16 protein-coding genes, 1 tRNA gene and 1 pseudogene are annotated in these 17,616 nt (G+C 63.8%); 7 read left to right on the top strand and 11 right to left on the bottom strand.

Annotated elements, in window-relative coordinates; all coding sequences use genetic code 11:
* The first annotated feature begins 55 nt into the window (after positions 1–55).
* From FOM02_RS03510 to FOM02_RS03500, 3 genes are all read left to right on the top strand, one after another.
* On the top strand, positions 56–487 hold the full coding sequence (locus FOM02_RS03510) for a DoxX family protein (protein ID WP_027564185.1): 432 nt from the start codon (positions 56–58) through the stop codon (positions 485–487).
* A gap of 19 nt (positions 488–506) precedes the next feature.
* Positions 507–968: a DsrE family protein gene (locus FOM02_RS03505; protein WP_027564184.1), complete on the top strand. Its 462-nt coding sequence runs from the start codon at positions 507–509 to the stop codon at positions 966–968.
* An 86-nt stretch (positions 969–1,054) separates the two neighbouring features.
* Positions 1,055–1,543, top strand: coding sequence for a TlpA family protein disulfide reductase (locus tag FOM02_RS03500; RefSeq protein WP_265441448.1), 489 nt, complete (start codon positions 1,055–1,057; stop codon positions 1,541–1,543).
* A gap of 7 nt (positions 1,544–1,550) precedes the next feature.
* On the opposite strand, the gene FOM02_RS03495 is transcribed toward FOM02_RS03500, so the two are convergent.
* From FOM02_RS03495 to FOM02_RS03485, 3 genes are all read right to left on the bottom strand, one after another.
* Positions 1,551–2,690: an amidohydrolase/deacetylase family metallohydrolase gene (locus tag FOM02_RS03495; RefSeq protein WP_027564182.1), complete on the bottom strand. Its 1,140-nt coding sequence runs from the start codon at positions 2,688–2,690 to the stop codon at positions 1,551–1,553.
* Positions 2,691–2,877: 187 nt separating this feature from the next.
* Positions 2,878–4,338 (bottom strand): catalase, encoded by a 1,461-nt coding sequence (locus FOM02_RS03490; RefSeq protein WP_027564181.1) that lies wholly within the window; start codon positions 4,336–4,338, stop codon positions 2,878–2,880.
* Between the two features lie 115 nt (positions 4,339–4,453).
* Positions 4,454–5,095, bottom strand: coding sequence for an HD domain-containing protein (locus FOM02_RS03485; protein ID WP_027564180.1), 642 nt, complete (start codon positions 5,093–5,095; stop codon positions 4,454–4,456).
* A gap of 105 nt (positions 5,096–5,200) precedes the next feature.
* Here FOM02_RS03485 and FOM02_RS03480 point away from each other — a divergent pair, with 105 nt between their 5' ends.
* Positions 5,201–6,184 (top strand): GlxA family transcriptional regulator, encoded by a 984-nt coding sequence (locus tag FOM02_RS03480; RefSeq protein WP_027564179.1) that lies wholly within the window; start codon positions 5,201–5,203, stop codon positions 6,182–6,184.
* Between the two features lie 58 nt (positions 6,185–6,242).
* On the opposite strand, the gene FOM02_RS03475 is transcribed toward FOM02_RS03480, so the two are convergent.
* Together FOM02_RS03475 and FOM02_RS03470 are read right to left on the bottom strand one after the other, a co-directional pair.
* A tRNA-Arg gene (locus FOM02_RS03475) sits at positions 6,243–6,319 on the bottom strand.
* Between the two features lie 230 nt (positions 6,320–6,549).
* Positions 6,550–6,948 (bottom strand): hypothetical protein, encoded by a 399-nt coding sequence (locus tag FOM02_RS03470; protein WP_027564178.1) that lies wholly within the window; start codon positions 6,946–6,948, stop codon positions 6,550–6,552.
* A 458-nt stretch (positions 6,949–7,406) separates the two neighbouring features.
* Between FOM02_RS03470 and FOM02_RS03465 the strand changes: the two genes are divergently transcribed.
* Together FOM02_RS03465 and FOM02_RS03460 are read left to right on the top strand one after the other, a co-directional pair.
* Complete coding sequence (locus FOM02_RS03465; protein WP_265441447.1) at positions 7,407–8,936, top strand: peroxidase family protein; 1,530 nt, start codon at positions 7,407–7,409, stop codon at positions 8,934–8,936.
* A gap of 29 nt (positions 8,937–8,965) precedes the next feature.
* Positions 8,966–9,466, top strand: coding sequence for a hypothetical protein (locus tag FOM02_RS03460; protein ID WP_027564176.1), 501 nt, complete (start codon positions 8,966–8,968; stop codon positions 9,464–9,466).
* Between the two features lie 9 nt (positions 9,467–9,475).
* On the opposite strand, the gene FOM02_RS03455 is transcribed toward FOM02_RS03460, so the two are convergent.
* Entirely contained in the window at positions 9,476–11,515 is a 2,040-nt protein-coding gene (locus FOM02_RS03455) for a BTAD domain-containing putative transcriptional regulator (RefSeq protein ID WP_159073973.1), read from the bottom strand.
* Positions 11,516–11,609: 94 nt separating this feature from the next.
* Entirely contained in the window at positions 11,610–12,653 is a 1,044-nt protein-coding gene (locus tag FOM02_RS03450) for a YcaO-like family protein (RefSeq protein ID WP_245161749.1), read from the bottom strand.
* A 487-nt stretch (positions 12,654–13,140) separates the two neighbouring features.
* Here FOM02_RS03450 and FOM02_RS03445 point away from each other — a divergent pair, with 487 nt between their 5' ends.
* Positions 13,141–13,875, top strand: coding sequence for an adenylate/guanylate cyclase domain-containing protein (locus tag FOM02_RS03445; RefSeq protein WP_051378292.1), 735 nt, complete (start codon positions 13,141–13,143; stop codon positions 13,873–13,875).
* Between the two features lie 38 nt (positions 13,876–13,913).
* Here the strand turns inward: FOM02_RS03445 and FOM02_RS03440 are convergent, their stop codons facing one another.
* From FOM02_RS03440 to FOM02_RS03425, 4 genes and pseudogenes are all read right to left on the bottom strand, one after another.
* Positions 13,914–14,870 carry a tripartite tricarboxylate transporter substrate-binding protein gene (locus FOM02_RS03440; protein ID WP_027564173.1) on the bottom strand — a complete coding sequence of 319 codons (957 nt, stop codon included), beginning with the start codon at positions 14,868–14,870 and terminating at the stop codon, positions 13,914–13,916.
* A gap of 49 nt (positions 14,871–14,919) precedes the next feature.
* Positions 14,920–15,291, bottom strand: coding sequence for a dimethylsulfonioproprionate lyase family protein (locus FOM02_RS03435; RefSeq protein ID WP_027564172.1), 372 nt, complete (start codon positions 15,289–15,291; stop codon positions 14,920–14,922).
* A gap of 28 nt (positions 15,292–15,319) precedes the next feature.
* Positions 15,320–15,958 (bottom strand): RraA family protein, encoded by a 639-nt coding sequence (locus tag FOM02_RS03430; protein WP_027564171.1) that lies wholly within the window; start codon positions 15,956–15,958, stop codon positions 15,320–15,322.
* A gap of 24 nt (positions 15,959–15,982) precedes the next feature.
* A pseudogene (locus FOM02_RS03425) lies at positions 15,983–17,499 on the bottom strand (AMP-binding protein).
* Positions 17,500–17,616 lie beyond the last annotated feature (117 nt).

The raw sequence follows: 17,616 nt of genomic DNA, 5'->3' as shown, positions 1-17,616 counted from the left end.
TCAAAAATGGAGAAACTATCAAATGGTGGCCACCCTCACATCTTGGAGAACCACCATGTCCGCCACCACCACTCTTGAGACCGCCACGCCCGGCCGCGCCCTTCGCATCGGCCTCTGGGCCGGCCAGGTCCTCATCGCCTTCGTCTTCATCTCGGCTGGGTTCGTCAAGCTGACCACGCCCATTCCGCAGCTGGCCGCGATGATGCCGTGGGCCGGGCAATATTCCGAAACCTTCGTCCGCTCCATCGCGCTGGTCGATCTCGCCGGCGGCATCGGCATTATCCTGCCCGCCCTGACGCGGATCCTGCCGCGGCTGACGGTGCTGGCCGCGCTGGGTTGCGCGGTGCTGCAGGTGATCGCGCTCGTCTTCCACCTCTCGCGCGGCGAGGCGCCGGTCACGCCGCTCAATGCCGTCCTGCTCGCGCTCAGCCTGTTCGTGCTGTGGGGACGCAGCCGCAAGGCGCCGATCGCGCCGCGTCAGTTCTGACCGGCAGGACGCCATCGCCATGATCTCTGCCAATGGATGGTCCCGCAGGGGCCTGCTCGCGGGCACCGCGATCCTCACGGCCGGCGGCGCTGCCGCGGCCAAGGAGGATCGTCTTGCCGACGGCGTCGTGATCCTGATCGACAGCAACGAGCCCTATGTCATGGGTCACGCGATCAGCTATTCGGCCAATCTCGCAAAGCACTTTGCCGAGAAGGGCATGCGATTGCTGATCGAGGTCGTCGCCAACGGCAAGGGCATCGACGTCTTCCGCGCGGACAAGACGCCGCTGGTCGAGCCGCTCGCAACATTGCGGCAGTCGGTGCCGAACCTCAGCTACAGCATGTGCGCATCGTCCAAGGCGATCGCGGAGGCCAAGGAGCAGATCTCGATTCCGCTGATCGCGGGCGCGAGCCTCGTCCCTTTCGGCATCGGACGCGTGGTCGATCTGCAACTGAAGGGCTGGGCCTATATCCATGCGTAGAAGCATCCCAGCGCTGTCGCGGCGGTCGGTCCTGATGGCCGCGGCAGCTCTCTCGCTGTCCCGCGCGCAAGTGGCGCGCAGGACAGTTGGCCGCCGGTGTTCGAGGCGGCCGCAGCCAATTCACCGTGGTGCGGCCGCGCGCGGTGATGCCGCAGCTGAAGCTCCAGGATCTGCGCGGCAAGGACGTCGCCGTGGCTGCCAAGCCGGGCCGCATCACGTTGGTGAACTTCTGGGCGACCTGGTGCCCGGCCTGCAAGCTCGATCTGCCCATGCTCGCAAGCCTCGCCGGATCGCGGCCCGACCGGCTCGACGTGGTCGCGATCTGCACCGATACCAAAGACCTGCGCAAGATCCGCAGCTTTCTCGGCGCCCTCGCCGTGCAGAACCTCGCTTGTTATGTTGACAGCTACGACGCAGCGGCCGAAGCATCGCGCGCGATGTTCTCGCTCGTCGGCATGCCCATCACCTATCTGGTCGGAACGGGCGGTCGCGTCGAAGGCTATATCGCTGGGGCGCCCGACTGGCTCTCGCCGACCGGCGCGCGGCTCCTGCAATTCTATCGCGAGCAGGGTTAGTGCTGTCTCAGTTCGGGTGCCACCAGCGGCCGCCGATGACGACGCCTTCCGAGACGATCTTGCGGTCGCCGATCAGATGCTCGCCGACGACGTCCTCATAGTCGAACTGGCCCTGCCTGACCGAAATTAGCGTGGCGTCGCCGACGCTGCCCGGCTTGAGGCTGCCGAGCTCGGGCCGCCGCAACGCCATCGCCGCATTCACCGTCGAGGCCGCGACCACGTCCGACAGCTCCATGCCCATGCACAGGAATTTCGACATGGTCGTCACCTGGTCGAAGGCGGGGCCGCCGATGCAGAGCTGATGGATGTCTGAGGAGATCGTGTCCGGATAGAAGCCGTTGGCAAGCATGGCGCGCGCGGTCTTGAACGCGAACGAGCCCTTGCCGTGACCGATGTCGAACAGCACGCCGCGCTCGCGCGCGTCCAGCACCGCCTTCTTCACCGTGCCCTGCGCCGTCGCGGGCGTATTGGGGAACGGACGGAACGCGTGGGTCAGCACGTCGCCGGGACGCAGGCGGGCGAGCACGTCCTCATAGCTCGGCGGCGGATGGTCGATATGCGCCATCAGCGGCATGCCGACCTCGTTGGCGACCTCCAGCGCGATGTCGAGCGGCACCGCGCCTGACGTGCCTGAGGAATGCAGGCCGACCCGGACCTTGATGCCGACGATGAGATCGCGGTTGGCATCGGCGACCTTGGCCGCCTCGATCGGATTCATCAGCCGCAGCTCCTCGCTCTCGCCCACCATGATCCGGTGCGAGAAGCCGAAGATGCCGGCATGGGAGACGTGCAGATAAGCGAGGATGCGGACCTGGCTCGGCTCGATCACATGCTTGCGGAAGCCTGCGAAATTGCCCGGCCCGGCGCTGCCGGTGTCCACCGCCGTGGTTACGCCGGAGAGGCGGCAAAATTCCTCGGCATCGATGCCGAGCGAGGTGCCGCCCCAATAGACATGGGTGTGGAGATCGATCAGTCCCGGCGTGACGATGAACCGCGAGACGTCGCGCACATCGGTGCCAGGATCCGCCTTGAGCCCGCTGCCGATCGCGGCGACCTTGCCGCCCGAAAATGCGACATCCGTCACGGCGTCAAGCTTTTGGGAAGGGTCGATCACCCGCCCACCGCGCAGGATCAGGTCGAAAGGCATTCTGGTCTCCGGATGTAGCAGTGAGGCGGCTGACCATCCGTCAGCCGAAAAGGAAGGAAGACCCGACTTCTAGCAATTTTTGCGCCGGAGTCCTTGGCAAACGGAGACGATGCCCATGACAAAATGGCGATCCCGAGAAGAGCTGCGGCATCGGACGCCGTTTCTCCCCGGGATCGCCTCGATACGGCTATTCGGAGCGGACCGTGGCGAGGCGCTCCAGCGCCTTGCGGACACCGGCGCCGTAGGCCGGATCGGCCTTGGTGCAGTTCGCGATATGCCGCTCCTGGATGTGGACCGCGGCACCGCCGACGGCGCGTGCCGTGTTGTCGAACAGGACCTGCCGCTGCGTCGCGTTCATCTTGCGGAACAGATCGCCGGGCTGCTGATAGTGGTCGTCATCGACGCGGTGATCCCAATGGGCGGCCGCGCCGTCGATCTCCAGCGGCGGCTCGTTGAGATCGGGCTGGTCGGTCCATTCGCCATGGCTGTTCGGGAAATAGGTCGGCGTCCGCCCGAGATTGCCGTCCGTCCGCATGGCGCCATCGCGGTGGTAGCTGTGATACGGACATTTCGGGGCATTGACCGGAATGAGGTGATGGTTGACGCCGAGCCGATAGCGCGCCGCATCGCCATAAGAGAACAGGCGCGCCTGCAGCATCTTGTCAGGCGAGAAGCTGATGCCGGGCACGACATGGGCGGGCGAGAACGAGACCTGCTCGACCTCGGCGAAGACGTTCTCCGGATTGCGGTTCAACTCGAAATAGCCGACCTCGATCAGTGGAAAGCTCGCCTTGGGCCAGACCTTGGTCAGGTCGAACGGGTTGAACGGAAACGCCAGGGCTTCCTTGTCGGTCATAACCTGGACGAACAGGGTCCAGCGCGGGAATTCGCCGCGGTCGATGCTGCCGAACAAATCGCGTTGATGCGACTCGCGGTCCTTGCCGACCAGCGTCTCGGCCTCGGCGTCCGTCAGGTTCGCGATGCCCTGCTGGGTGCGGAAGTGAAACTTGACCCAGGTCCGTTCGTTGGCAGCGTTGATGAAGCTGTAGGTGTGGCTGCCAAAGCCATGCATGTGGCGATAGCTCTTCGGAATGCCGCGCTCGCTCATGACGATGGTAACCTGATGCAGCGCCTCCGGCAGCAGCGTCCAGAAATCCCAATTGTTGTCGGCGCTCCGCATGCCGGTGCGCGGGTCGCGCTTGATCGCGTGATTGAGGTCGGGGAAGCGCAGGGGATCGCGGAAGAAGAACACCGGGGTGTTGTTGCCCACCATGTCCCAATTGCCTTCCTCGGTGTAGAATTTTAGCGCAAAGCCGCGGATGTCGCGCTCGGCGTCGGCCGCACCGCGCTCGCCGGCCACGGTCGAGAACCTTGCGAACATCGGCGTCTGCTTGCCGATTTGCGAGAAGATCTTCGCCTTGGTGTAGCGAGTGATGTCATGGGTCACCGTGAAGGTGCCGAAGGCGCCGGAGCCCTTGGCATGCATCCGCCGCTCCGGAATCACCTCGCGATCGAAATGGGCCAGCTTCTCGATCAGCCAGACGTCCTGGAGAAGCGCGGGGCCGCGGCGGCCCGCGGTCATGATGTTCAGATTGTCGCTGACGGGCGCGCCCGTCGCATGGGTCAAACGTTTCGGTTCATCGGTCATGGGATGGTCCTGGATATGGGGCTATTGGCTATGGCTGCCCGCGCGCGAAGTCTCACGATCGCACGTGTTCACGCCTGTCGGTTTCGAGATCGCACCTTGGTTGCGGGAACGCTGGTCATCCGTGCCAGTGAGAGGCGCGGATGACGCTGCAGAAATTGCCGCGATGGAAATGCGGCTCCTTGTCGGCGATGACATCAGCCTTGACGTTGCCGAAAGTCGTATCCGGCCTGTGCTTGATGCCGTCGTAGAACGCCTGGATGATGTCTTCCTTGAAGTACGGCGTTCGTGGAAACGCCTTCACCACCGCCTCGCGTTCCGCGTCGGAATAGTCCTTGTAGGTGAGGCCGAGGACATCCATCTCGACACCGGCGGTCACCAGCGCGACGACGGGATGCATGTGTTGCGGCACGCCCGGCGTGGTGTGCAGCGCGATCGCGGTCCAGACTGTGTAGGCGTCCGCTTCGGAGATGCCCTGGCTGCGCAGGAAGTTACGGGCGGCGTGCGCGCCGTCGACTTCGAACCGTTCATGCTTGCTGCCATGGCCCGGCATCAGCCCGATGTCGTGAAACATCGCGCCGGCATAGAGCAGCTCGCGGTCGAACTTGAGCCCGCGGCGGATGCCGGCCAGCGCGCCGAAATGATAGACGCGGCTGGAATGGTTGAAGAGCAGCTCCGTTTCGTTATCGCGGATGTACTCGGTGATGGCGCGCGCCAACCTGCTGTCGGGAATGGCGGCGGCCTCGGTGATCTCTTGCATGACGGTCTCCTGAAAATCTCGGGTCGCCGGCAACATAAATCTGGGCTATCCTGTCCTCAATCGACGTAATACGTCGAAAACGGACAAATGCCGACCGAGGCGGACATGAGCGCAAAGCCGAAACCGAGGACTGTCGTGATCGTGGCGCTGCCGGGCGTGCAGCTGCTCGACGTCGCGGGCCCTCTCGACGTTTTCGCCGAGGCGAATTTGCAGGCTGGCTATGAAGCCTATGCGCTGCTGGTCGCGGCAGCGGAGCCGGGCCCAGTCCACAGCTCCTCGGGGGTCCGGCTGATGCCTGACCGCATCATCGATCGCGGCTTCCAGGAGAGCATCGACACCTTGTTGATCGCGGGATGCCCGAACGCCGCCGATGTGCCGGCCGATGGCTTGGTGATCGATTGGCTTCGCCGGCGGGCGGCCAGGGTAAGGCGCTTCGGGTCGGTCTGCTCGGGCGCCTTCTTCCTTGCCGCAGCGGGCCTGCTCGATGGCAAACGAGTCACGACGCATTGGGCGGTGGCAGACCGGCTCGCCGAAAAATTCCCGTCGGTCAGAGTGGACAAGGACGCGATCTACGTCACCGACGGCAGGCTCCGCACCGCCGCCGGCGTCACCGCGGGACTCGATCTCGCACTCGCGCTTGTCGAGGAAGACCTCGGCCGCGAGATCGCGATGAAGGTTGCGAGCCAGCTCGTGATGTTCTTCAAGCGCCCGGGCGGGCAAATGCAATTCACCCGCAAGGGCGAGACAGTCCCCGCCGGTCGCGCCGCGCTGCAGGAGCTGCAGCGCTGGGTCGCCGCCAATCCCGGACTCGACCACAGCGTCGCGAGCCTCGCGGCGCGCATGGAATTAAGTCCGCGTCACTTCGCGCGGCTGTTCCGCGCCGAAGTCGGCATCACGCCCGCGACCTGGGTCGAGGAAGCCCGCGTCAACGCGGCGAGGCGCCTGCTGGAGCTCGGCAACGAAGCGCCCAAGCAGGTGGCCCTGCATTGCGGCTTTGCCGACGCGGACACCTTGCGCCGCGCATTCGCGCGCCATGTCGGCGTGACACCCGCCGAATACCGCAAGCGCTTTGCGCGGATCGTGGCTTGACGTGAGAACAGCCCGATCGCGGTAGCCGACAGACAAATGCGTTGGCGATCAGCGAGAATGGCGATCCCGGGATGACTCGAACATCCGACCTACGGTTTAGGAAACCGCCGCTCTATCCGGCTGAGCTACGGGACCGCGTTGAAGTTGTTGGCGAATTCTACGAGCATCAGATCTTGCTCCGAATTCGCCGCTTCACACGCCAATCTCTAATGAAAGAGCAGCCGCACATCAAGCGACCGCTTGCGGCAGCGAGGCCGGAACCATGCCGGACGCCGGCTGTCCGGAGCGTCTCGCCTGAAGCTGCCGCTTCGAGGCGACCTATCAGCGCACCCGCCCCGGTTGCCGGCCGGACTCGCCCCGTGCGGTCAATTTGAGCTTGACGCATCCTCGATTGCGTCAAAAATCCAACCGTGACATTGGCCGCTGTTGTTGTCCGTGCCAACCGCGCGCAGCTGGCGCTGTTGTCCTGGAGGCAGCTGCAATATTGCGACGGTGCCGAGCGCTGGAAAAAAAGCGCCGTCCCGAACGTGGGACGGCAGTTCAGGGAGGATCATGAAGAGTGACGTCTCTGGCAGGTCGATCGTGCGCTGCGCATAGACGCGGCTTCCGAGACTGCCATCCGCGCCAAGCGCGGTGATCATCAGAAGGTCGCCGCGCAACTCGACAAGAATGATCTCCTCGTGAGTTTTACTTGTCGGAACGTGCGGAGCGTCGCAGGTTGAGAAACGAAGTTTGTTCTTCATTCGGATTGAGAAGTCGACCATTCCGTTGCCCCGGCTGACTGGCTGGAATTGAAAGTGATTGCAGGGGCTGGCGGGTAAACTTTCCGGGCGATGTCCCGGTGCCGAAATATCTAGCTCTAGGTATCCCACCGTTGCCTCTTGGTGCTGTTGCATCCTGTTGGCCGGAATAAGGCTTGCGTGTGAGAGGATCGTGAAGGGCCTCATCGCGACAACGAAAGATCATTTCACGGTGAAATAACGGGACCTATCCTTAAGATCGGCGAGGTAGATGCGAGGACGCCATGGCATCACATGGGACCATTTCTTCTACGCAATTTCGCAGGACCGCTCATTTTCAGCCACGCTCAGGGGAGCCTGGGCAAGACCCCGGCGGCTTCTGCCACTTCATCTCGATGCCTACGGCGGACCAGCGCTTCACGCTTGGCGGCGAGCGATTTGACCCATCGGATCCCGACCAATGGGCGCGGGCCGAGAGCCTGATGAAAAGGCTCGCGCATCTGATCAGGTTCAATCCGGACGAGAATAAAACGAGGCCAAATCCCAACCTGCCGAGCGGCTACACCTACTTCCTGCAGATGGTCGCGCACGACCTCGTGCATAGTGCGATCTCGACCTCGCTCGGCGAGGGGCAGACGGCCGGGCTCAGCAACGTACGAAATGCCCCGTTACGCCTCGAGACCGTTTACGGCGGCGGACCGACCGAATGCCCGCACGCCTATGAGGCCGCCCCGGTCGCATTCCGCAGCAAGCTCCGGCTGGGCAATTCGCGGATCGACCGGGACGATCAGGACCATCGCGGCCCGAGAAAGGACATCGCGCGCGGCACGACGAGCAGTGCCGCCCAGCTTGCCCGAACGGCGAGCTATCCCGAAGCCCTGATCGCCGATCCGCGCAACGATTCCCATGCGATCATCTCGCAGATCGTGGTTCTCTTCCACGAACTGCACAATTGCATCGTGGATGAACTGGTGCGAGGGGGTAATCTGCTCCCCACGGCCAATCCGTTCGCTGACGCGCAACGACTGTTCACGACCGCACGGACTGCCTGCGTTCTGATCTACCGGAATCTGATCCGTCAGGACCTGCTTCCGCGCATTCTGCATCAGGACGTCTGGCAGGCTTACACCACCGATCAGAAACCGTCCTCCTCGCTCGACGGCGGCGAATGGCGGGCTCCACTCGAGTTCACCAACGGGTTCTTCCGTTTCGGCCATTCCATGATCCGGCCGATCTATCGCTTCAACGGCGGCCCGGGCAACGCCTTCACCATCGAGCAGATCCTGGCGCGCACCTCCGACAAGTCGCCCTCCGACGTTCCTCTGGAAACCGCATGGCTGGTGAATTGGGATCTGTTCTTCACCAGCGACCCCAATGCCGGAAACGTCAGCATCCGGATCGGCCCGTGGTCTCAAGTCGGAATCGGGGAGGAGGTCCCGGGCGAAGGCGATCTGATCGCGCGCGACCTCCTGAGCTCCATTGCGATCCAGCCCTGGTCGATCGGGCCTCTCGTCGACCGCCTCAGGACCACGCACGGATCGCTGCTCGACAAGTCTGAATTGCTGGCAGGAAATATCGGTTCGCGGCCATGGGCTGCGCGCATCTCCGAATGGTTGGCCAAGCGATCGGACGCGACCTTCGGCTCCTTCAACAAGCTCTCGGAGAAGGAAATCAAGACACTCGCGAACGATCCGCCGATCCCGCTGTTCGTCCGCTTCGAGGCAGGACTCGACTCCGGCAACCAGGGCGAACGGCTAGGTATCCTGGGCTCGATCGTCGTGGCCGACGTGATCTGCGGTGTCTTGCAGTCCGATCGGCTGCTGCCAGACAATCCCGCAGGCGGGTTGCAGAGCGAGCTCGCGTCCTTGTCGGCGGCAACGCTCGGCAAGGCCGGGAACGGTCAAGCCAACATCTTCGCGTTCCTGGCGGACATCGAGAGCCCCGGGCCAAAGATCAGCCTGACCACCGTTCGGCGGTTTCTCAACGACAGACAACGCGTCACCCAAGCATGACAACCATGTAGCGTGAAAGGAGAGAAGCGATGGCCTATCCGAGAATCAACGTCAGAAACATTCCAGGCAATCACGAGAATTGGGGCAAGCTGGTCAAGACCTGGTCCACCGGCAAGAACTACGTCCGCCATGTGATCACCGACAAGGATCCGTTTCCGGCTGACGTCGACCCCAAGAACGAATTTCCCAAGCCGAAGGACTTCCGCGAGTTCGTCGCGCAGGCCCAGGCTGCCGGTGTTCAGCTGTTCTTCGACGACGGCGAGCAAAATGCCGACGTCACGGGCAACGAAGGCCTGAAGCTCGAGATGATCGACGTTCCGCTAGATACGCACTACGTGAAGCTCCCGCACCGCGACAGGATCGCGGAGTCCGAAGCTCGGCAGTTGGCCGGCCCGCCCTATCCGTTGCCGCTCTTCTACGAGCGCATCCACGGGACAAAGCCGCTGCCTGGAGAGACGAGCAGCCCGAGCCAGAAGGCGAGGCTCCACGCCGAGCGGGTCGGCGAATACACCATCAATACCTGCGGCTGAGTACCGAGCTCACCACGGTCCGAACTCGATACCCTCGACGGGAGCGCCGGCCGCGGCAAGACCTACGGCCAGACGCTCCCAATCCGAGCGGATCGCGATCGGAAAGACGTGCAACAGCCAGCGCGTGATGCTCTCGCGCGTTGGTTTCTGCTGGCCGTGCCAATCTGCAGCAACCCGCTCCATCGCCATCGCCAGATCCGCCCTCGCCTCGTCGAGGCGACCGAGATGCGCCTTGGCCGCGCATTCCCATATGATGAAGGCTGGCGACATCCCGAGATCCTCGCGAGAGGCATCGCAACATCCCGCATAGTCGGAGCATAGAAACTTGATCGCGCCAGAATAGGCGATCTGCGGCGCCGTGGGGACCGGCGTGATCCGGAGCGATGTGGCCGAGAGCTTCGCTGCACGCTCGTATTCGCCGCAATACGCACAGATCTGGCCCGACGCCATCAAGGTCCAGGGATCATTTTCGTTCAGATCGACCGCAAGCGCCGCGTGCAGCGTCGATTCGTCCATGCGGCCGAGCAGCTGGTAGGTCCATGCCAGCGCCAGCTGCGCACGCGAATCCAGCGGATCGAGCTGGATCGCACGCTGCGCTATGCGCAGCGTCTCGGGATGCTTGGCCCGATCGCGAAATTGTCCTGGAAGCGCGATATGCGCGATGTTGCGATATTGGACGAGGCCGCTCAAGGCGGGAGAGAAATCCGGCGCATCGGCGAGCAGGCTCTCGATCAAGGCGGCGGCCGCCGGCCAGTCCTTTGAGGCCATTTGCAGCAGCAGGGCCTGGCCGCGCAACCATCGATCGTGGATCTCCAGCGTGATCTCGCCTCCGGCTGCAAGGCGCCGCAGCCGCTCGGCCGAGACATGGATGTTCAGCGCCATCGCGATCTGGCGGACGATCCGCTCCTGCGTTTCGAACCACTCGGTCAGCGTGATCGAATGGCGCTCGCTCCAGATGCAGACGGAATTGGCCGCATCGCGCAGGGTGACGACGAGCCGAACCGTGCCGTTCAACTCATAGGTACTGCCCTCGACGATGTATTCAGGCGGGGACGACCAAGTTCTCGGCTCCGATTCCCAGACCGGCGGCAATGTCCGCACCGACCATTCGCGAAAACGCGCGAGACAGGCAACGAACTCGTGGCGAAATCCGTCGACCAGGTGACGCATCCCCTCAGGCACGCCGCTCGCCTGGAACGCGCAGACGGATATGAGCAGTCGCTTCGGGGCGGGGGCCAGCATTTGCGACACTCCGTGCAGGCTCTGGGCAATCGCCGGGGCCTGCTGTTGCTCGCCTGGACTCGGCATCTGCTTGATGCGAACGATCAGCTCTTGAGTCTCCTTGGATGGCTCGATGTCGTAGTCGGCCTCCAGCAGGTCCCAGAGAGATTTATAGATCTTCAGGGCTCCGCCGACGTCGCCACGCGCCGCGCGCGTCCGAATGAGGTGCTGGCAGGCGATTTCGTGCGTTGGATCGAGGTTGAGCAGAGCCAAAGCCGCGTCACTTGCTTCACGAGAGTCCCCCTCGCGGGGCAACAAGCGCTCGAGCGCGAGCGTCAATCTGTCATGGAGCAGCTGGCGCTTGGTCAGCAGCCAGACCTGGAAGGCCGGATCGAGATTGTCGAGACCGGACAGCAGGGTCTCGGTGATGCGCTGGGTATCGAGCAGGCGCGGATGCACCGTGCCTTGCGCTGCAGCCGCAAGTACCTCGTCGACGTCGCAGCGGCGCCGGTCGCGGGAGAGCGCCAGGTTCTGCTTGTCGGCCCGGAATCCCTCAAAGCCGGCATTGTCGAAGGCAAGCCTGAGGTCATGGACGACCTGCCGCAACGAAGCCCGCGCATGTTCTTCGTCGCTCTCGCTCCATAAGAGCCCGACCAAGCGTTCGCGCGTATCCTGCGTGTTGTCTGAAAGAGCAAGATAGGCTGTCAGTGCCTTGGCCTTGCGCGTCGCGAGTGAAATCTCACGCTCGTTGACCTTGGCGGCGAAATCGCCAAGAAGGCGCAGGGCCAATTGACCGCTCGCCAGCGCTTCCTGAATCCCCGTTGCCACCTCTGAGGCTCCACCAATTGCCGGAGTCATGGTCAACCACGCTTACCCAATCTTACGAAACGCAACCGACAGGCGTCCAGCGATATCTTGGCTTCTAAAATAGCGGAATCTCCTGCCCGGCAAGAGCCGAGCTCCCGCGCACTTGGGAGAATCGCTTCGTCGAAACTGCTGCCGAAAAAGGTTGCAAATCAGGCGAAACGGCCCTTGCGACGGCAACGCCAAGCTCGTGCCGGGTATGATCGACAAGAAAGAGCCGGATACCTCGGTCCCGCAGATGGCTCACCAGCCCCTTTAGTCCGTCAGCCGCCGTCGGCAGGCTCGCAGCCTCCGCCGACATCGCCCGCGGTTGAAGCAATGCGCAATCCTCTGCCGCGAACGCTGCGCGACGCAGATGGCGACGATCCGCTTCATTGAGTGCGGCATCGCCACTCTCGGCCCGCTTGGCTGCCGCGACCGGTGCAGCCAGCTCCATCTGACACATCTCGAGCACCGCGGCCCTCGCCGCGTCGCTCGCGGCCAGCCTTGACGACAGTCCACATGCCATTTCCCGGCCGTCGCGCCCCAGAGATACGGCCGCAACGACGGGAACGCCGATGTCGGTCGTGATATCGAGCAACATGGTACGCCGCGTTGACTCGCCCTTGCGCAATCGCCCGATCAATTCAGCCCCGGCTTTGGTAACCGGATGCTCCAGCGCAAAGCCCTTCGGGCGATGGCCACCCAGCCACCACATCGCGGCCGCGTCACGCTCACAGAGCTCCAGAACCGCGCGAAGCGCGGCGGCTTCAAAGCTCGGTCCCGCAGCTGCACCCGACGACAATGCGACGACCGGATCGATCGCCCTTCGGTCCTGTGGGCGCCGCAAGCAGAGATCGGCCGGCAAAAGTCCGGCTTCTCCGGTTGCAGCGTCAACCGCGTTGACGCAGTCGATGGGTCGGTTCGCGCCTGACACGGCCTGGCCGACCCAGCCGTCGGAGACGAGGCGCGTTCGATCGCACGCAGCGACCGTTGCCGCGATGTCGCCCGGCCGTTCGAACTGGGAAAGATACTCGGCTGCCTCACCCAGACATGACACCAGCGCTGTCGCTTGCGTCTCGCCATTTCCTGTGACGCTTAGTCGCGCCCCCACGCCAGCCATCGCGCTCGGATCGGGGACGATGACGATCTCGCCGCCGATGCAGTGAAAGCCCGGGGCAAAGGGCGATGCGATCGAGAATGCGCGGCTCAGACGTCCCGTAAGCGCGACGAGCTCGGCCGATGCGAGACCAGCAATGCTGTCCAGCATGGCTTCAGATTGGGAACGCAAATCCAGGGCAGCGAGATTCATGAATCGATCCCGGCCAGTTTTCGGTCATTCGCACCGCCATACTAGCTTAAGACGCACGCAAGCCAAACAACCCGCCCAAGTGCGCGTGTCGTCATCGTATCCCACAACCTCAATTTGGCCGCTGAAAACAAGCGAGTTCGTCAAACCAGCGTGAAAAATCGTGCTGAATGGCAATTCTGACTGCTTCCCGGGATCACCCCGTCTCTCGTGACAGGTCACGCTGCAATGACGCCTGCCTGCTTAAGGTGCCTGCATCCGACGCAAACGATTGGTCGCAACACCAGTCAGGAGGCGCACCATGAAGTTGAGAATGTTGACAGAATCGCGCGTTGCGATGCCGGAGACACCGGACCGCCGCGCTCGACGAGATCTGCCGGCACTCGAACGCAGGTGGGGCGCGGTCCTCGCGGTCGACATCGTCGGCTATTCCAGGCTTACGATCCTGGACGCGGAATTGGCCTATTTTCTATACAAATCTCATCGACGTGAGCTGCTCGACCCGAAGCTTGGGGAGTACGGAGCTCGTTTCTTCAAATCGACCGGCGACGGAATCCTGGCTGAATTCGAGACCGCAATTGATGCGACCTGCTGTGCCGTCGACATCCAGAAGGGGATGATCGAGCGCGGCCGAGGTGCCGCCAAGGACAAGCAGATTATCTTTCGCATGGGCCTGAGTTGCGGACCAATCCTCGCCGACGTCGAGGATATCTATGGCCACGATGTCAATGTAGCGGCGCGTCTGCAAACGATCGCACCAGCAGGCGGGATCGCGATGACCGACGAAATCGCAACCCGCGTCGAGAGTGTGCTCGCCATGCAACTCGATGACGTCGGGGAGCAATATTTTCACAACATGGGACGCCCCGTGCGCGTCTTTCAATGTAGCTTCGATGATGATGCCATCGAGCCTCGAACGAGGACGAAGCAGTTGAAAGGATCTCAGCCGCTTCGGCGTTCGGTTCGGCGCGTCATGCGCTCCGCCCTCTCCGACAAGGAGAGCAACAGGAGCGGGCGGGTCATGCGACTGTCATAAAGACCGGCTGTGCGCATCCATTTGGATCATGCGCGCGCTCACGCCCTGATATTGTTGTCCTTCACCACCTTGCCCCAATAGGTGACCTGCTTGTCGAAGAAAGTCTTGAAGGCGGGGCCGTCCTGGAGCAGCAGCGTCATCTGCTGGGTCTCCTTGAGCTGGGCGGCGGTCGCGGGCTCGCTCAGGATCTCCTTGGACGCCGTCGCCATGGCTGAGATGACGTCGGGCGGCGTGCCCGTCGGCGCGAAGATGCCCCACCAGGCCAGCGTCTCGAAATCCGGAAAGCCGGCCTCGATCGCGGTCGGCGTGTCCGGCAGCGCCGGCAGCCGCTCGCGCCCGAGCTGCAGGATCGGCCGCAGCATGTTGGTGCCGAGCTGGGCCGCGACCAGCGCCGCCGATCCCGCGATCAGATCGACATGACCGCCGAGCACGTCGTTCATCGCCGGCCCGCCGCCGCGATAGGGCACGTGCATGATCTCGACGCCGGCCTTGTTGCCGAGCACGGTCATGGCGAGATGGCCGAGCGTGCCGATGCCGACGGAGGCGAATTTCACCGCACCGGGCGTCGCCTTGCAGGCGGCGACCACATCGGCAAAGCTCTTGTAAGGACGGCCGGCGCCGGCTGCGATCACGTAAGGCGCGGTGCCCACCAGCAGCACCGGCATGAGCTCGCGCTCGACATCGACCGGCGGCTTGTCGAGGATCGACGGGATCACCGCGTGCGAGTCGAACGTGACCAGGAATGTCGAGCCGTCGGCCGGGCTCTTGGCGACCTGCGCCGCGCCGAGTGCGCCGGCCGCGCCCGACTTGTTCTCGACCACGACGATGCGGTTGAGTTTGGTCTGTAGATTGCTCTGGAGCAGCCGCGCCATCGCATCGGTCGAGCCGCCCGGCGGGAACGGCACGACCAGCGTGATTTTCGAGGCCTGTGCGCTTGCCGGTGCCATCGCGAGGATGGCGGGCGCGGCCAGCAGCGCCCGTCGTGTGATCGTCATCGTCCCCTCCCTTGTATTTGCGCTTTGCTTTTTTTTGCTTTTGAGCGCTTCAGGTCGTTCCGAAGCCCGACCCCGCTTTTTTGTATTCTGGCCGAGGCGGACTAAAGATGTCCAGCACGCGGGCGCCATCGGGGCCGGCGCGCATGGTGTGCGGCACGTTGCCCGGCGTGCGCCAGAAATCGCCTTTCTTCACCGGAATTTCCTCATCGCCCTGGACGCGGATGGCGGAGCCGTCGAGCAGCACGCCCCATTGCTCCTCGGGATGATGATGCAGCGTGCCTTGCGCATGCGGGGCCAGCGTCACCACCGACAGCATCGCCTGCTCGCCGGAGAAGATGCGCGTGGTCACGCCGGCGGCGAGCTCACGGAACAGGCCGTCGCTCGGATTATCGATATTGTGAAATTCGTCCTTCTGGCTCACGCCGTCCTCCCCTTTGTTCTGATCATGCTCAGGACTTGCCGTAAGACCCCTGGTAGCGGCCCTCGCGGATCGCCTTCATGGTTTCCTCCTCGCGCGCGACCTGGGCGCGCACGGCATCAAGCAGCGCAGCCGCGCCGGCGGCAGGGAACGACACGACGCCGTCCTCGTCGCCGACCACGATGTCGCCGGGCGAGATCACGCTGCCGCCGATCGTCACGGGCACGTTGATCTCGCCGGGGCCGTTCTTGTAGGGGCCGCGATGGATCACCGCGCGGGCGTAACAGGGGAAGTCGTCGGCCGCGAACGCCGCGACATCGCGGATCGCACCGTCGATGACGTAGCCTTCGGCTTTGCGCCACTGCGCGATGTTCTTCATGATCTCGCCGACCAGCGCGCGCGTCTCGTCGGCGCCGCCGTCGACCACGATGACGTCGCCGGGACCGACAAGCTCCAGCGCACGGTGGATGGCGAGATTGTCACCGGGCCGGGTGCGCACCGTGAAGGCCGTCCCCACCAGCTTGCCGCCGCGATGATAAGGCTTCAGCCCGACGGCGCCCGGCAGCCGGGCGAGATTGTCCGAGATGACCGAGGTCGGCGCGCCGCGAAAGCCCTCGATGATCTCGGCCGGCGGCTTCGGCACGCTGTTCGCTGCGATGGTGATGGTCATGGCATGAGTCCCTTCGTGAATTTTCTATTCGGCGTGCGCAAGCGCCTTCGCCGGCATGATCCGGAAGGCGCGTCCCTGCTTCATCCATGCTGCGCGCTCGTCGCGCAACAATGTTCTGCGAACCTTGCCTGAATCATCACGCGGCGGGGCGCTGACGAACTCGAAACTCTCAGGGTGCTTGTAGCGGCTGAGCCGGTCCTTCAGGAAATCCGCCATGGCGTCGGCGATCGCCTGATCGTCGGTATCGGGCTCCGGCTCGATGATGGCGTGTACGCGCTGGCCCAATTCCGGATCGGGCAGTCCCACCACGACGCACGACCGCACGCCCGGACACTCGGAGACGGCAGCCTCGACCTCGGCCGGATAGATGTTGGCACCGCCGCGCAGCACCATGTCGGCGAGACGGTCGCCGAGATAGAGGTAACCTTCCGCATCCAGCCGGCCGATGTCGCCGAGCGACTCCCAGCCATCGGCACGACGCTTCGGCTCGGCGCCGAGATAGTGATAGGTGGCGTCCTTGCCGTCATTGTTGAGGAAATAGATCTCGCCAGTCTCTCCCGGCGCGACATCGTTGCCGTCCTCGCCGACGACGCGAAGTTTCGCCATCTCGCCGATCTTGCCGACCGAACCCTTGTGCGTCAGCCACTCCGTGCCTGATATGATGCAGGAGCCCTGCCGCTCGGTGCCGCCATAGAGCTCCCAGATCCGCTCGGGTCCGAGCCAGGCGATCCAGTTCTCCTTCAGCCAGGGCGGCATGGGAGCTGCCATGTGGAACACCGTCTGCAGGCTCGACACGTCGTAGGCATTGCGCACGTGCTCGGGCAGCGCCCAGATCCGGTGCATCATGGTCGGCACGAAATTGACCCACTGCACGCGCTCGCGCGCGATCTGGCGCAGCGTCTCCTCGGCGTCGAACTTGGTCAGGCCAGTGAGCTTGCCGCCCAAGAACAGCGCGTAGTGCGACACGATGAACGGCGCATTGTGATAGAGCGGACCGGGATTGAGCAGCGAAACCCCAAAGGGAATGTTGAGCGGCGGCGCGGCAGCCGTGTCGATCACGGCCGGTTGATGATCGAGGATCACCTTCGGCCGGCCGGTCGAGCCGCCCGAGGTCATGGCTTTCCAGTAGCGCGCCACCGGCGGCGTCAGCGGCTCGTCCGAAAAACCGTCCGGCACGAAATCCGCAGGCAAGCGGTTCGGCGCGTTCAGTCGGCCTCGCCGCCGACCACCAGCGCCGGCTTGAGGATGTCGAGCACGGCGGCGGCTTCGCCGCGCGGCAGCCGCCATGACAGCGAGGTCGGCGTCGCCCCGCACTTCCACACCGCGAAGGACGTCTCGAAGAACGCGTTGCCGTTGGGCAAACCGATCGCGACGAAATCGCCGGGCTTGACGCCCTTGGCCGCAAACGCCCGCGCGCGCCGGTTGGCACCGCGCTCGAGCTCGTCCCATGTCAGCCTGTCCTGTCCATGCTGGACGGCGATCGTGCCTTGCGGTTTACGTTCAGCGTACCAGCGCGGCACATCGGACAGGGGCAGCAGCATCGGGCGTTTCCACTTTATCTTCTTGGCGTCGCCTCATGACGAGGCCTCGCGGCATGAACTGTAACAGCGAGCCGACAGGGCGCTGTAACTTCGGGGCCACGTCAAGCAAAAAATGTC

Origin of the sequence: Bradyrhizobium sp. SEMIA, assembly GCF_014844175.1 — a bacterium.
In the GTDB taxonomy this organism is placed as follows: Bacteria; Pseudomonadota; Alphaproteobacteria; order Rhizobiales; family Xanthobacteraceae; genus Bradyrhizobium; species Bradyrhizobium arachidis.
Note: the sequence above shows the minus strand (reverse complement) of the source record. Positions and strands in the feature narration are given on the sequence as shown.